12 protein-coding genes are annotated in these 14,918 nt (G+C 52.3%); 8 read left to right on the forward strand and 4 right to left on the reverse strand.

The window, feature by feature from the left end:
- Nucleotides 1-28: 28 nt before the first annotated feature.
- Nucleotides 29-964, reverse strand: coding sequence for a helix-turn-helix transcriptional regulator (locus tag AWM70_RS02530; RefSeq protein WP_068694081.1), 936 nt, complete (start codon nt 962-964; stop codon nt 29-31).
- An 88-nt stretch (nt 965-1,052) separates the two neighbouring features.
- On the opposite strand from AWM70_RS02530, the gene AWM70_RS02535 reads away from it, so the two are divergent.
- The 3 genes from AWM70_RS02535 (at nt 1,053) to AWM70_RS02545 (ending at nt 4,241) form a co-directional block, all read left to right on the forward strand.
- A complete protein-coding gene (locus AWM70_RS02535) occupies nt 1,053-1,616 on the forward strand; it encodes a dihydrofolate reductase family protein (protein WP_068694083.1) in 564 nt (187 codons plus the stop codon).
- 558 nt (nt 1,617-2,174) lie between these two features.
- Nucleotides 2,175-3,323, forward strand: coding sequence for a ribosome small subunit-dependent GTPase A (gene rsgA, locus AWM70_RS02540; protein ID WP_083180102.1), 1,149 nt, complete (start codon nt 2,175-2,177; stop codon nt 3,321-3,323).
- A gap of 123 nt (nt 3,324-3,446) precedes the next feature.
- On the forward strand, nt 3,447-4,241 hold the full coding sequence (locus tag AWM70_RS02545; protein WP_068694085.1) for an SDR family NAD(P)-dependent oxidoreductase: 795 nt from the start codon (nt 3,447-3,449) through the stop codon (nt 4,239-4,241).
- A gap of 69 nt (nt 4,242-4,310) precedes the next feature.
- Here AWM70_RS02545 and AWM70_RS02550 read toward each other — a convergent pair whose 3' ends face one another.
- Nucleotides 4,311-4,730, reverse strand: coding sequence for a cupredoxin domain-containing protein (locus AWM70_RS02550; protein ID WP_068694087.1), 420 nt, complete (start codon nt 4,728-4,730; stop codon nt 4,311-4,313).
- A gap of 823 nt (nt 4,731-5,553) precedes the next feature.
- On the opposite strand from AWM70_RS02550, the gene AWM70_RS02555 reads away from it, so the two are divergent.
- Together AWM70_RS02555 and AWM70_RS02560 are read left to right on the forward strand one after the other, a co-directional pair.
- Nucleotides 5,554-7,293, forward strand: a complete 1,740-nt coding sequence (locus tag AWM70_RS02555; protein WP_068694089.1) for a methyl-accepting chemotaxis protein — start codon at nt 5,554-5,556, stop codon at nt 7,291-7,293.
- Between the two features lie 130 nt (nt 7,294-7,423).
- Nucleotides 7,424-10,486, forward strand: coding sequence for a non-ribosomal peptide synthetase (locus tag AWM70_RS02560; protein WP_068694091.1), 3,063 nt, complete (start codon nt 7,424-7,426; stop codon nt 10,484-10,486).
- Nucleotides 10,487-10,547: 61 nt separating this feature from the next.
- Here AWM70_RS02560 and AWM70_RS02565 read toward each other — a convergent pair whose 3' ends face one another.
- Nucleotides 10,548-11,462, reverse strand: coding sequence for a phosphotransferase family protein (locus AWM70_RS02565; RefSeq protein ID WP_068694093.1), 915 nt, complete (start codon nt 11,460-11,462; stop codon nt 10,548-10,550).
- Between the two features lie 177 nt (nt 11,463-11,639).
- Here AWM70_RS02565 and AWM70_RS02570 point away from each other — a divergent pair, with 177 nt between their 5' ends.
- The 3 genes from AWM70_RS02570 (at nt 11,640) to AWM70_RS24040 (ending at nt 13,908) form a co-directional block, all read left to right on the forward strand.
- Nucleotides 11,640-12,614 (forward strand): aldo/keto reductase, encoded by a 975-nt coding sequence (locus AWM70_RS02570; protein ID WP_068694095.1) that lies wholly within the window; start codon nt 11,640-11,642, stop codon nt 12,612-12,614.
- Between the two features lie 267 nt (nt 12,615-12,881).
- Nucleotides 12,882-13,487 (forward strand): L-rhamnose/proton symporter RhaT, encoded by a 606-nt coding sequence (locus AWM70_RS24035; protein ID WP_250637504.1) that lies wholly within the window; start codon nt 12,882-12,884, stop codon nt 13,485-13,487.
- The gene (locus AWM70_RS24040; protein WP_250637505.1) at nt 13,450-13,908 is read left to right on the forward strand and encodes an L-rhamnose-proton symporter family protein; all 459 of its coding nucleotides are present in this window, start codon (nt 13,450-13,452) and stop codon (nt 13,906-13,908) included. The genes AWM70_RS24035 and AWM70_RS24040 overlap by 38 nt, the downstream gene beginning before the upstream one ends.
- A 501-nt stretch (nt 13,909-14,409) precedes the next feature.
- Here AWM70_RS24040 and AWM70_RS02580 read toward each other — a convergent pair.
- Nucleotides 14,410-14,778, reverse strand: a complete 369-nt coding sequence (locus tag AWM70_RS02580) for a VOC family protein (RefSeq protein ID WP_068694097.1) — start codon at nt 14,776-14,778, stop codon at nt 14,410-14,412.
- Between the last annotated feature and the right edge of the window lie 140 nt (nt 14,779-14,918).

Raw genomic sequence — 14,918 nt, forward strand, 5'->3', positions numbered from 1 at the left:
TGCCCTTGTTTTTCTTTGTTGTTTTCCCCTATTCCAGATAAGAGGCAAGGTTCTCCTCCAGCAGCTTCCGCATTCGCTCTCGCAGCTCCTGCGGCTCCAGCACCCGCACATCGGGCCCGTATCCGAGCAGCTTGCGGGACAGATAACGGAATTCCGAAGGAGGCACGGACCCGACCCACTCGCCGTCATGAATCGGCTGAAAAAGCGGTTCATCCGCAGCCAGTCTGGCCCCGAATTCCGTGAACCGCAGGACGACCCTTACGCCGGGCCTTTCGTCTACAGCGCTGATCCATGCCTTCAGCGTGGGGAGCTTCGCGGCAGCACCGGCATTGCCGTCCGGGACAGGGAACGGCTCCAGCACTTCCAGCTCGAGCACCCGGTCTACCCGGTATAACAACACCCGTTCATTCGCCAAAGCAGGCATATACCACCGCTGGTTGTCGTAATAAATGCCCAGCGGATAAGCTTGTTTGGCTTCGGGGCGGCCGGCAGGCGAAGCATAAAGGAAACGGATTTCCCTCCGCTCCAGCGCGGCATTCAGGATGTCCGTCGTAAAAGGGGAAGACGGCGTATTCCGTAAAGCAGGGAAAACCAGATGGTCCTGCAGCCGGTCGATCCGCTCCTGCACATCCCGGGGAAGTTCCGCGAAATACTGCAAAGCGAGATGCTCACGCACGGCGGAATAAGGGAAATCCTTGATCTGCTCCAGCAGCCGGAGCATCAGAAATAATCCCAAAGCTTCCGTAAGGTTCAGCTGGAGGGGAGGCAAAATCCGGTTGGGCAGCACCCGGTAGCCTCCATGCGGGCCGGTTTCGGTATATAGAGGGAAACCGCTCTGCTGCAGATGGTCGAGATCCCGCTGAATCGTACGTACGGAAACCCCGAAACGTTCGGCCAGCTCGCGGGCCGTGATTTTGGTGCGGGAATCGAGCAGCCTCATGATCGCAAGACGGCGTTCATTCATGGCGGTTCCCCTTTCTTTTTGATCTACGACAAGTTTTGTCATAAATACAGTTTATCATAAATCCAGATCAAGAAAGGAGTGAATTTGAATGGATAAACAGGAAGTGGTTTTGTACGTGGCGATCAGCCTGGACGGTTATCTGGCCCGGGAGGACGGCTCCGTGGACTGGCTCGATCAAGTAGAGGGGGACGGAGGAGATAACGGGTACAGCGATTTCTACCGGACGATCGGATCCCTTGTGATGGGACGGTCTACTTATGAAGTGGTCCTCAAGCTGAGCGAGGAGTTCCCTTATGCCGGGAAGCCGGTCTATGTTTTTACTTCCGGGGCAGAAGGGATTACGCCCAACGAACATGTTGTGTTTACCGCTGAATCGCTGGAGGTCGTGACGGAACGATTAAAAGCCGTGTCCGAAGGCGACATTTGGCTTGTCGGGGGCGGCAAGCTGGTGAAAGGATACCTGGAAGCCGGTCTGATCGACCGCGTGGAGCTTGCCGTAATTCCGGAGGTTCTTGGCGCGGGAATTCCGTTATTCCCGAAAGGAGTGCCGGATACTAAATTCCGTTTGACGGGGATTCGGCAGCTCGGACAAATCGTAATGTTGTCCTACCGAACCATCCGGGAGAACGGAGAGAATACGGCAAACCGTTGATCCGGAAAAGGGAAAAAACAAGTATAGCCAGTTGTTCCGTTTAAACCCGCCTTATTATACAGTACAATACAACTAACCACTTATCGGAAGGGAGCTGTGTAACGATGAAAAAGATTTCTTATTCGCAGGTTTGGCAAAAGGCTCAGTATGCACAGCTTTCCGGCAGCCGCTAAGGGTAAGACAAGGAATGGACGATTGAACCGGATGCTTCCGGAATTCGGCCGGAGTTCTCCGGAAAAGTCCAGCTTGGTCTAAAAGTGAACCTGACCGGGAAAGCCAGTGTGCTTTCGCGGTTTTTTTTGCGTCCTGAGGAATCAGGACGGCTTCTTCCATAGACTCATGAACAGACGGAACCTGGTCAGAGCATCGGCAGGCGGTAGGCGGTAGGCAGCGGTATGTTAACCGCCGGAGGCAAGCCTGTCGGGCTGGATAGGACCGTTTGGAACATGAGGCATGGAGGGCAAGATCGCGAAGAAAGCTTCGCGGTCTTTGTTATTTTTAGGGAAGGGGTTTAAAGCACGATCAACGATGGAAGATACGAAAAATAGGAGGAATTGGATGAATAAATACAATGAAACGCTGCTCGCGCCTTATGGCTGGAACCAGGAGCTTCAGCAGCGGTGGATGCAGGCATTCGCAAACGGGGAGCAGGAGCAGAAACAGGAGGTCCGGCCCGAAACAAGTCGGGGTACAGGCACGGCCCTGCTTCCGGCTCGGGTTATTGCCGATCTTGGGCATAAATACCGGCTGATTACGCCGCTTGGGGAGCTTTGGGGCGAGCTGTCAGGCAAATACCGCTTTATGCTGAGTGAAGGAGAAGGCGGACTGGTGCCGGTAGTCGGCGATTGGGTGGCTGCGGACTGCCGTCCATCAGACGGCAGCGCAACGATCCGGGGAGTGCTGGCGCGCAAGAGCCAAATCTCCAGACAGGCGGCGGGTCAGGAAACCAAAGAGCAGATCGTGGCCGCCAATGTGGATGTGCTGTTTCTGGTAGCTGCGCTTAACCACGATTTTAATGTGCGGCGACTTGAACGTTATTTGATTATGGCTTACAGCAGCGGAGCAATGCCGGTGATCGTGCTCAGCAAAGCGGATCTGTGCAGCGATCTTCCTCTCTACCTGGCGCAGGCGGAGGGGGCGGCGCCGGGTGTGCCCGTGCTGGCGGTCAGCGCGCTGGAGGATCATGGGATCGAGCAGTTGGCTCCCTACTTGAGCGGAGCGCGGACGTGCGCGCTTGCAGGTTCTTCCGGTTCGGGCAAATCGACGCTGCTGAACCGGCTTGCCGGCCGGGAAATCCAGGCTACCGGCGGCATTCGTGAAAGCGACAGCCGCGGCAGACATACGACCACGCACAGGGAATTGTTTCCGCTGCCGGGCGGGGGTGTCCTGATCGATACGCCGGGCATGCGCGAGCTGCAGCTTTGGGACGGCGGCCATGACGGGCTGAGCAGCGCTTTCTCAGATATCGAAGAGCTTGCGCAGCGCTGCCGCTTCCGAGATTGCCGGCACCGCGGCGAAGAGGGCTGTGCCGTGCGTGAGGCGGTGGCCTCCGGAGAGCTTGAGAACTCACGGCTTGTTAACTACCATAAGACGCAGCGCGAGCTCGATTATCAGGCAGCCAAAGAGAGAAAGCAGCAGGCCGTCCGGGTAAGGGGCGGAAGCAGAAAGAAAAGCAGAACCCCGGCGGATTGGAGAAAGGAGTACTGAACAAAGGAACTTTTTGGTGCCTATAGGACCGAAAAGTACGTACTGTTAAGAGCTTCCGTTCCGGTTAATAATAGAGGGGGATCTTACGATTACCTATATGAATAAATCCGGAGGGATTCTACGATGGACTTGCAGTTAACAGGTAAAACAGCGCTGGTAACCGGTTCGACTTCAGGCATCGGCAAAGCCATTGCGGCCGTTCTTGCATCCGAAGGCGCGAAAGTGCTTATTAACGGGCGTTCGGAGGCTAAAGTGAACGAAGTGATCCAGGAGATTGGGAAGCAGGTTCCCGGGGCTCTTCTGGAGCCGGCAGCCGCAGATTTAGGAACGGAGGAAGGCTGCAGCCGAATGTTGTCGGCTTACCCGGCGGTAGATATTCTCGTTAACAATTTGGGCATCTTTGAACCGAAGGAGTATTTCGATATTCCGGACGAAGACTGGCTGCGGTTCTTTGAAGTGAATATCATGAGCGGAGTACGTTTAACACGCCGGTATTTAAAAAACATGATCGACGCCGGCGATGGCCGGGTGATCTTTATTGCCAGCGAAGCGGCGGTGATGCCGTCGCTCGAAATGGCGCATTACAGCGCAACCAAAACGATGCAGCTTTCGTTGTCCCGAAGCCTGGCCGAGCTTACCAAAGGTACCCGGGTCACGGTAAATACCATAATGCCCGGCTCCACCTTGACTGAAGGCGTAGAGACGATGCTGAACACGCTTTATCCAAATGAGAATCTGAGCGTGGAGGAAGCCGAGAAGAAATTTATGAAGGAGAACCGTCCGACTTCCATTATTCAGCGGCTGATCCGTCCAGAGGAGATTGCGAGCCTGGTTGCTTTCGTTGGCAGCCCGTTGTCTTCGGCCATTAACGGAGCCGCGCTGCGCATCGACGGCGGACTGGTGCGCAGTATTTTCTAAGAGGACGACACATTAAACCAAATCCCCCTTGTCCGATGACTCGGGGGATTTTGCTGTGTCCTGACAGGGCTACTTCACCGTAAGGGTACCGGAATACATATACATTCCGCAGTGGAATTCATAAGTGCCAGGCTTAAGATTGTCCAGTGTGTAATAGTTGTCCCCTTTCTTCAGATAGACATTCATGCCCAGGTCGAGAGAAGCGACGTCGCGAATGCAGGATATGCCCTTCTCTTTTTTGAAATTGAGCAGCACGGGGGTTCCGGCCTGAATTTCGATGTGATTCGGGAAAAATCCGTTCTTGCGCACATCAACGGTCACAAGCTGGGACTGGCTGTTCTGCTGCGCACGAGCCGTCTGGGCAAAGACCGCCAGATCCGGCTGCGGCTCCGGCATATGATCCCGAATATAAAACAAAGCAAACCCTCCAAACAGAAAAGCGGTTAACCCGACGGTCAGAAACGGCCAGACGGCGGCTAATTTCTTCACTTCCTTTATTCCCTCCTCAAGAGATTCTTCAGGTTATATTCGCAGGTTCTGGAAGTCAGACAGCCGGAATTCATTCCGGACTTTATATTATTGTACGAGCCGGGGCGTACAATCATGCCAAAGCTGGGAAGGACTAACTCTCTTAGTTTATTTTGTTTCTGATGTTGAGGAGAACAGCAATATTTTTAACTTGATGGGGAAAAAAGCTCAATATTTTGTGCCGTTTACCGATATTATGAAAGGATGTTGTAAAACTTCACAGCCTGCTTAGAGACGAAATGGCAGATTTATTTTTAGTTGATAAGTGCAGCGGTTCACAAATATGGCAATGAAAGCGGAAAGCGGGGAAGATTATCGATTAGGAATAACATGAATTTTACGTCAAGTCAGGCAGCGGGAGAGAGTAAACGTTCTAAGTTAAGAAATTCGTTTTCCTCATACATAAAATCCCGGATTTGGATGTCCCGTTTAGTTTTATTCAAGCTTTTGAAGGAACAAACAAGTCTCTAGTGAAAAGGAAGGCCGGTTTAGGTGAGCTAGGTGCAGCATCCACGGATACGATTGAGAATGAGTTGCCACGCCAAGCGGCGGCTGGACAGAGGATACCCTCCTTATGTCCAGCTAGTCGAACCTTTTTGTGCTGATTTTGGAAAGGAAGATGTAAATTTTCAAGATTATTGGGAATTTTCCAAGGAAAATACTTTTTGATTCATCTCTGCTTTAAGTAGCTAGAAGTGCAAAAGTGTAGAAGTGCAGAAGGTCAGCAAGCGAGCAACAAATAAGTTTGGAAGAAGCAATACACTCAGGAGGTTTTGACCGAATTATGAAAGGGAATAAAAACTACTTCAGCAAGAACTTATGGTTTTCCATGCTTAATATTTTGATTATCGGCATTTTATTGATCGGGGTAAGTGAATATCTGCAGACGGATATTTTGCTGAAAACCCTCAAAAGCCAGACGGAAACCGTAACGACGAAATGGGCCAAGGACTTTGATCATCAAGACGTTGCCGCTGCTTTGGCAGACACAAGCTGGGATACCAAAGCCCAGAAGGATTTGACCGCCCAGTTCAACAAGTTGTCTGAATACAACCCGAACGTAGCGCAGGGTTATTTGTTCGGTACCGAACTGAAGGACGGCAACCAAACAAGCTTGATTGCTTTCCCGGATAATGTGCTGGATGCCTTCAAGCAGGAGGGGATGAAGGTTGGCGATTTCTATGAGCAGCCAGGTCCGGTTGCAGACGGCATCAGAAAAATGCTGAAAACAAGAGAAAAAACCTTTACGTCCGTGTACAGTGACGGTTTTGGCACCTGGATGACGATTCTGTATCCGATTGCCGATGCTTCCGGAAAGATCGATTCGTATTTTGGTGTTGACGTGGATGCCAGCATGATCCCTGACGGGCGTAAAACCTTTTTGGAAGAAACCTTGGTTCTGCTTCTAATCGCCTTGATTATTTGCGGCGGTTTGCAATATTTCGTAGCCCGCAAAACCCTTCTTCCGCTTAATGAACTGGTGGGCGGCATCCAAAAGGTATCCCAAGGCAAGCTGAATTTCTCACTTAATGAAAAAGGCGCATTCGGAGAACTAAACAAACAATTCAACAGCATGGTCAATCATGTCAGATCCGTTATTCAAGGCATTCAGGAAACGGCAGTCAGCTCTTCCGAGGTTTCCAAACACCTCTTTACGATTACGGAACGAAATAAAGAAGGCGTAGAAGTCATCACAGCTGAAGTGGCGGTTATGAATGACAGTGCGGGTACCCAGGTGGTATCGACGGCCAATGCCGGAGCTTCCATGCAGCAGATTTCCGCTTCCCTGCAGACGATCGCCAGCAATGCGAGCCATGTCTCCAGCGCTTCCCAGGAGATGCAAAGCAAATCCGAAGAAGGAAATATGGCGATGCAGAGCATCGCGACCCAAATCAGCCAGATCAGCGAAACCTCTTCCGTAACCTATGAAACGATGAAGGTGCTTGAGTCGAAATCCGAAGAAATCGGGTCTATTCTGAATCTGATCAAAAATATTACCGAACAGACCAATCTGCTTGCGCTGAATGCAAGTATTGAAGCAGCGCGTGCAGGGGAGAACGGCCGCGGTTTCTCCGTCGTTGCCGGTGAAGTTCGCAAGCTGGCCGAGCAGTCCAAAGAGGCAACCGACCGCGTTGGCGCCCTGGTTGAAGAAATTCAGCAGGAGACCGGTAAAGCGGTAACTTTTGTCTCCCGCAGCACGGAGGAAATTAAAATGGGTCTGGCGCTGGCAGCTGAAACCGAGCTGAAATTTGAAGAAATCATGCACGCCACCCAGCAGGTAGCCGATCAAGTCATTGATATTTCCAGCTCTACCGAACAGATTTCGGCTGGAACGCAGGAGGTTACGGCTATGGTGGCCGAGCTGTCCGAGATTTCCACGCGCACTTCAAGCAATGCTCAAAGCATTATGAATACCGTATCCGAACAGGAGAAATCTTTTGAAGAGCTTCACGATTATGCGACCGAGCTTTCAGAAGTAGCTGAGCAGCTGAGCCAGCTGGTAGGCAAATTCGAAACCAAATAATGCGAATCGTAATCAATCGAATTAGAGATAGAAACGTGAACCTTATATAAAACCTAACAGACACCAAAACTGGAGCCGGATTAACCCGCTTTGTTTTGGTGTTTGGTTCCTAAGGAGAAGGAGAGACAAGATGGTACTGGAACAACTGATGGAGAGGAAGCAGCGGGCTTCCCGGCCTTTAACAGAAGAACAGCTTCACAACGAGACCCTCGCCAGCCTGTTTAGTAGAGCGGCCTCTCAACACCTGGACAAGATCGCCATTTCCTATGGTTCAAGGGAGATCACCTATCAGCAGCTTAAACAATTAAGCGGACAGGTCGCCAACGCTCTGGTGCAATCCGGCCTGAAAAAAGGGGATTTTGTCGGTCTTTATATGGAACGCAGTCCGGAGACGGTCATTTCGCTGTTAGGCGTTCTGCGCGCCGGCGGGGTATATGTGCCCATTGATCCTGAACATCCGATCGAAAGGGTTCGTTACATCGTCGAGGATTGCAGCAGCAGATTTATTATCTATAAGGAACGTTATCAAGAGAGTGCGGCTAATTTGGCGGGAGACGGCGGAGAGACCAAGCTGCTGTGCCTGGAATCCGTGTTGGCCCAGTTTCCGGCGGAATTCATCAATGTCCCGCTGCAGCCGGATGATCTGGCTTACGTGATTTATACTTCGGGTTCTACCGGCAAACCGAAAGGGACTTTGATTGCGCATCGCGGGGTTGTTAACCTATATGATTCGATGACCCGCTCCCTTCAGCTGTCTTCCGAGGACGTAGTGACCCAGTTCTCGACGTTCAGCTTTGATGCGTCTGTGGTCGATACCTTTGAGGCGCTGCTGAACGGCGCGCATCTCGCTCTGCTGACCAAAGAAGAACAGCTGACGCCGGAGCTGCTCGTTGACTTGCTGGAGCGCCGCGGTGTAACCCACATCGGTTGTCTGCCAACCTCCGTATTCAACCGAATTGCAGAGACGACAACTCCGGAGATGAAGAAGAAATGGAAGACCGTTAAGACGGTGCTGGTAGCAGGTGAAGCTCTGCTGTCCGAGCATGTCCGCAAGTTCCAAAGTAAATTTGGCACGGAAATTACCATTATTAACGGCTACGGTCCAACGGAGTGTACGGTGCTTACGACGATATACAAGGTTACAGAGCCTTGGGAAAGCACGGCGAATACCGTCCCGATCGGGTATCCGCTGGATAACTACGAGTTATATGTCGTGAAGGAAGACGGCCAGCTTGCCGAGGACGGGGAAGAGGGCGAGCTTTACATCGCTACCCCGGGTTTATCCAAAGGTTATCTGAACCTGCCTGAGAAGACAAAGGAAGTGTTCATCACGAACCCATTCCGCACGGATAAATCCTCTATGCTGTACAAGTCCGGGGATATTGTCAGAAGACTGCCGGACGGCAGCATTGAATTTCAGCACCGCAAAGACGGCCAGCTGAAGCTGCGCGGCTTCCGAATTGAAATCGGCGAAATCGAAAACGCGCTTTCCAAACATCCGCATATTCTGGATGGTGCGGTTGTGGCGGTTGTGGAGCAAAGCGTGGTTAAACATTTATCCTGCTTCTATACCGAGAAGGCGCCCGTGTCCGTCAAAGCTTTAAAGGAACACCTGAAAAATTATGTGCCGCAGTACATGATCCCTGCTTATTTCTACCGTCTGCCGGAAATTCCGTTGTCCCCGACGGGCAAAGTGGACCGCAAGCAGCTGCTTGCGCTGGATCATCCGGAAGCGGCCGAAAGGACGGAACCTTTTGAAGCGCCGGTTGGCGAACTGGAGACGATGCTGGCTTCCTTGTGGGCTGAAATTCTGCAGCTGCCGAAGGTGGGGCGGAACGTCAGCTTCTTTGATATCGGCGGCGACTCGCTGGCGGTTATGGCTGTCCTGTCACACCTCAAGCTGGACTATTTGAGCCTGCGGATGAATGATCTGTACGAGCATACGACGGTTGAGGCTTTGGCCGCTTATATTTCTACGCTGAGCAGCGACGAGGAAGAAGCGGAGGAGTTGATCAGCGAATACAAGGATCTCGCGGAACTGCCTGTATTGCCTAAAGTACAGCTGCTGAATCGGGACGGTCTCGGCTCGGATATTCTGCTGACGGGAGCGACGGGTTATCTGGGCTCGCATTTGCTGTACGAGCTGCTGACGGCTACTGAAGCCCGCATTCATGTGCTGGTTCGTCCTAAAGCCGGCGAAACTGCACGGAGCAGAATTCAAAAGACGCTGGATTCCTATTTTGGCCGCCGTGTATTTGCGGAGCACCAAAGCCGGATTTTGGTGCTGGAGGGCGACCTGGTTCAGGAGAACCTTGGACTTTCGGGCCCAGACCGCGCCCTGATCGCCTCCAAGATCACCTCCATTATTCATGCGGGGGCGGACGTCAGACATTTTGGCAAATCGGAAGAATTCCAGGCTACGAACGTAACCGGGACAGAATCGCTGATGGATTTTGTCTATGAGAATCCTGAGATTCGTTTCCATTACATTTCGACGATCGGCATTCCGGAGGACATGGCGGCAGCCGGCTTATGGGAGGCTGCCTGCGCAAGTCCGGAGCAGTTCTACAGCGTGAAGCTGGAAAGCGTCTATACGCACAGCAAGCTGCTTGCCGAGAAAGTGGTTGCAGATGCGATTCAGCGTGGTTTGCCCTGCTCGATCTACCGGGCCGGCAACCTGTCCTGCCATAGTGAAACCGGGCATTTCCAGACCAACATCAACGAAAATTTCTTCTACCGGATGATAAAAGCGTTCCTGCTGCTGGGCAAAGCCCCTGCGGTTCAGACACACATTGATATCACGCCGGTCGATTTCGCCAGCCGGTTTATGGTCAAGCTGATGCTTCGTCCGCTGCTGGGCGAAATTTACCACATCTGCAACCCGGATCAGCAGCGGTATGAAAGGCTGATCGCCTCTTTGATGGAGCTGGGCTACTCCATTGATCTGCTGCCACAGAAGCAGTTTGAGCGCTGGGTGCTGACAGAAGGGCGCAGCATCAGCGAAGAAGCCGTACAGCTGGCAGTGGCTCTGCTGGAAGGGGACGGAGTGCGGACTACGCCTTACCGTTATTCGAGCGAAACATCGTTCCGCAAGTCCGAAGGCCTGCAGCGGACGCCGGCGTTGGATGAGCTGCTGCGCAAGCTGGTAGATCATGCCGTGAAGCGGGGATATTTCCCTGAAGCACAGAAGTAGAAAGGATAGGAAAGGAAAGGAAAGGAAAGGAAAGGAAAGGACCCCGATTTGGGGTCCTTTCCTATTGAGCCCGAATGGCGGCAAAAGCCGCTTCTACAAACCGTTTGTGTTTCTTGCGCATGTCCTGCTCTTTGGCAGGTTCAAGTCCCCACGTGGACAGCTTGGACGCTGGCCGCAGGGCCGCGCACAAATCCCAGTAGGGCAAATGATCGTAACGGACATCAGGCATGAGCCTTTTATATTCGGCAGTGAACACATCAAGCGCTTCCTGTCCCCATGCCCACAAAACCTCCAGACGGGCACCGGCCAAATCGGTCAGCGGGTCGCCAAGCGCCGCATCCTCCCAATCAATAACCGCTATCAGCCGGTCTCCGCGCCAAAGCGTGTTGCCCGGCCAGTAGTCTCCGTGAAGCAGGACGGTTTTATTCCATTCCGGCAGCGGCCAAACCGTCTCCAGCACCTGACGGATTCCTGCTTCGCCGAGCGACGTGTCCGGCTTAAGGGGATTTTTGGCGAGCAGCTGTGTATAGAGGCTTTCCTGCCTTGGCAGGAAAGAAAAAGTCCCTGATTGTATCGGCAGCTGATGCAGCAAAGCCAATTGTCCAGCCAGCTGGCGGCTGCAGGCGTTCAGATCGGCAGGGTGCCAATCGGTATCGCTTTCTATGTATTGTATGAGGAGATAGGGAGAATCAAGCAAGTCCCGTGAATCATCTACCGCATAAGGCGCAGGTACCGGAAGCTTAGCTTTACGCAGGAAATCCAGCAGGAGGGACTCGTCTTGGGCGATCCGGGGATTTCGGGCCAAGTCGGCAGCCCCGTGCTGGCGGACGATGACTTTGTTCAACTGGCCGTCTGCCTGCCGGAACTCAAGCGCGGTCACCTCGGCGGAAACGCCGCCCTTAAGCGGCCAATGGCGGAGCAGTGTGGATCCGGGAAAATTTTTTTCGATAACCTGCTGATAGGGAGGGGTCTGCATAGGGATATCTCTCCTGCAATTTGATAGTTAAAGTGCTTTAGTTTAGTTCGCGCAGGAGGGGCGGGAATCCTTGTTTGATCTCCCTGCTTTCCAGGTTTATAGTGTTATCAGCAGCGATTATCATATTTGTATCGTACTTGCAGGGCATCATTCGGCAGCAGAAGGGAGTAATAGAACATGAAATATAAGCAGCTTGGGGCAAGCGGATTAAAGGTTTCGGCTCTCGGATTGGGTACCAATGCGTTCGGCAAACGTGCGGACCAGGAGACATCCGTGAACATCATCCATCAGGCTTTGGATAGCGGCGTCAATTTTGTGGATACGGCCAACATCTATGCGGGAACCGCATCGGAGTCGATTATCGGGGAGGCTCTGGCGGGAAGACGGCAAGAGGTGGTTCTGGCGACTAAAGCCGGTTTGATTCGAAATGAAGGACCAAACGGAAGCGGGTCCTCGCGGTTCCACCTGCAGCAGGAGCTTGAGCAGAGCCTGCGCCGGTTGAAGACCGATTACATCGACCTGTACCAGATTCACACCTTCGATCCGAATACTCCTCTGGAAGAAACGCTCCGCACACTGGATGACATGGTTTCTTCGGGGAAAGTCCGCTACATAGGAGCCTCTAATTATGCGGCATGGGAGCTGATGAAGGCGCTGGGCGTCAGTGAACGCAAAGGTTTTGTTCCTTATGTATCCGTGCAGACGAGCTATTCCCTGGCAGACCGCACACCGGAGCAGGAGCTGGTGCCGTTATGCCTGGATCAGGGTGTCGGAATCATTCCTTATTTCCCTTTGGCCGGAGGTATTCTTACCGGAAAATATACGGCCCCGTCGGATACGCCTGCCGGCTCAAGAGCCCAAACCGACCCGAGCTTCCAGCGGTTTCTGGATGAGAAGACGATCGAGCTTGGTCGTCAAGTGGCCAGGCTTGCGGGAGAACTCGGCTGCTCGCCAAGCGCGCTTTCGATTGCCTGGCTGATGGGCCGTCCGGCCGTATCCACCGTTATTGTCGGGGCTACGCGGACTGGACAGCTTGAAGATAATCTCACCAGCTTAGAACTCGAGTTGCCTGATGAGGTGAGAAAGCAATTGGATGAGCTGAGCGCATCTTTTCGTTACGGGGAGGCTTTTGCCGTTTATCGGCTGACTTGATAAAAGTGCTCTGATTTAAGCAGTTTAACTGCACAAAGAATAAGCGATGTTAGGAATCTGAATCTCCCGCTGCGGCTGGGGGGTTCTTTTTTTAGCAGCCGGGAGCAGGCCATGCGAATAGTAAGCTTATGCACATTTCTTCCAAAAGCATAAACAGATTTGACGAAAATGTAAGGGAAGTCCTTCATTCCGGAAAATCTTCTATTATCATCAGGAACAAGAATTGATAGAATCAGAGCAAAATAGAAACAGAGGGAGAGAAACAAAGTGATTTATGGGTTTTTGCTGCTGCTGCTGGCTTGCGGTTTTCAAGGGAGCTTTGGACTCGGGATGAAGAAATACCGGCCTTTTTCCTGGGAAGCTTTCTGGGTGATCTTCTCGGTTGTGGGCATTCTGCTCGTTCCGCTTGGATGGACCTGGCTTGAGGTGCCTGACTTTATGACTTATGTCCGCGAGACGCCGGGCCACGTACTGGCATCAGCCTCATTCTGCGGCCTGCTGTGGGGCGTCAGCTCCATCCTGTTTGGCAAAGCGATCGATAGGGTAGGAGTCTCCTTGACCTACGGCGTCAACATGGGCATTTCGGCGTCTGTCGGTTCGCTGATTCCGCTGCTCATCTTCGGCAATATCCCGGTAGCCCGCTCTTTTGTGGTCCTGCTGATCGGCATGGCGGTAATGCTGGCTGGCGTTGCGGTGATTACAAAGGCGGGGCTTGCCAAGGAGAAAAGTCTGAAGACCGTGCTGCTTGAACAGGTTGGAGACACGGCAAACGCCGGGAAAAAAACTGTCCAAAGGCCTGCTGCTTGCTTCGCTTGCCGGGCTGGGCTCGGCAGCTATGAATATTGGCTTTGCCTATGCCAATCAGACGCTTGAGATCGCGACCCGGCAAGGTGTTGCGGCTACAAGCGCCAGCTTGATCCCTTGGGTTGTAACGTTGTCCGGCGGTTTTGCCGCCAACTTTATTTATGCGGTCTTTCTGCTGATCCGAAACCGCACTTACCGGGATTTAACGGCCAAAGGAGCCGGCAAAGCTTACGGCAAGGCGATCGTGACTGCCCTAATCTGGTTTTGTGCGCTTGGCTTTTATGCGAAAGCTACCGTGCTGCTTGGACCGCTCGGCTCCAGCGTGGGCTGGCTTGCCTTTAACGGTCTCGCTTTGATCGTAAGCAACGCCTGGGGCCTCAAGGATGGAGAATGGAAGGGATTTGCCCAGCCCCGGAAAATGCTGCTCACCGGCAATGCGATCCTGATTGTTTCGTGGATCGTGGTGGGGATTGCAAACGGGCTGGCTTGATAGAGTAAAGAAGCTCTGGCGCGATCATCATGGCTTTTAGCCAAAAGAAATAGACCGTCCCCCTGCTGGGTTACGGTCTATTTCCAGGCCTTAAACCGGAGCCGACCGTCTTTGAAGCGGTCTACGGTGCGGGAGTTAGGCAGCTTCTCTTGAACTTTCTCCCTCATCCAGCCTTCAAGAAATGCAAGCTTGTCTTCAAAATGCGCATAGAACGTGGAGCGATTAGCGGTCGCCCAAGTCGGAATATCTTGTACGGTAATAGAAGAGACATTCTTTTCTTCTCAAGCAATTCCATAAAAGCTTGCATCAATAATTGAGCGTCCGTTTTACGCGGGGGTCGTTTGTCTGAGCAGGTATTAGCTGAGTACAAGAAGCAGGAACCTGAAAGCACCTATCAGTTAAAGCTTTCAATCGTGTTAATTAATTGAACAAGACAACAAAGCTCTCAAACGCGGCTAAGCCGCTTGAGAGCTTTGTTTATCAGGCAGGTACATTTACCTATTAGGCTTTACTGTGAAGGGTAACCAGGTAACCATCGGGGTCGGCAAATGTAAAAGTTCGTCCGAATGGTCCATCTATTGGGGCAGATGTAATCTTCACGCCTGCTGCAATAAGCTTGTCATGGATTTCCTGCGCATCAGGGGCATGAAGCCACAGAGCGACACCAAGTCCAGGCTGAGTACCTGAACCGAGTTCAGTTCCTGGCATTAAGTCGCGAAGGGCAAATGCAATAGGTTTTGTTTCAAAGACTACAGCATGAGGGGGTCCCGCCTGTGAGCGGACGAGGCCGAGATAGTTTTGATAAAATTCCGCAGAAGCTTCAAGATTGCTAACTTGAAGTGAAATGAAATCGGGTCCAATTACTGGCATAATGTTCTCCTTTATATATGGGATTTCTATTCGTGTCTGGAGCTTTTGGCTAAGCGTTGGCAAATCCTCAGTGCGCCACTCGGTTCATTATAAGCTCATGTATAACCTCACTTTCATTAGAGATGTCTTGATTATACAGG

This window comes from Paenibacillus yonginensis (assembly GCF_001685395.1).
Classification (GTDB): domain Bacteria; phylum Bacillota; class Bacilli; order Paenibacillales; family Paenibacillaceae; genus Fontibacillus; species Fontibacillus yonginensis.

Bases quoted from the DNA above. Each gene is read 5' to 3' on its own strand.
- AWM70_RS02530 (WP_068694081.1), bottom strand. From the start codon at position 964: ATGAATGAACGCCGTCTTGCGATCATGAGGCTGCTCGATTCCCGCACC.
- AWM70_RS02535 (WP_068694083.1), top strand. From the start codon at position 1,053: ATGGATAAACAGGAAGTGGTTTTGTACGTGGCGATCAGCCTGGACGGT.
- rsgA (WP_083180102.1), top strand. From the start codon at position 2,175: ATGAATAAATACAATGAAACGCTGCTCGCGCCTTATGGCTGGAACCAG.
- AWM70_RS02545 (WP_068694085.1), top strand. From the start codon at position 3,447: ATGGACTTGCAGTTAACAGGTAAAACAGCGCTGGTAACCGGTTCGACT.
- AWM70_RS02555 (WP_068694089.1), top strand. From the start codon at position 5,554: ATGAAAGGGAATAAAAACTACTTCAGCAAGAACTTATGGTTTTCCATG.
- AWM70_RS02560 (WP_068694091.1), top strand. From the start codon at position 7,424: ATGGTACTGGAACAACTGATGGAGAGGAAGCAGCGGGCTTCCCGGCCT.
- AWM70_RS02565 (WP_068694093.1), bottom strand. From the start codon at position 11,462: ATGCAGACCCCTCCCTATCAGCAGGTTATCGAAAAAAATTTTCCCGGA.
- AWM70_RS02570 (WP_068694095.1), top strand. From the start codon at position 11,640: ATGAAATATAAGCAGCTTGGGGCAAGCGGATTAAAGGTTTCGGCTCTC.
- AWM70_RS24040 (WP_250637505.1), top strand. From the start codon at position 13,450: ATGAATATTGGCTTTGCCTATGCCAATCAGACGCTTGAGATCGCGACC.
- AWM70_RS02580 (WP_068694097.1), bottom strand. From the start codon at position 14,778: ATGCCAGTAATTGGACCCGATTTCATTTCACTTCAAGTTAGCAATCTT.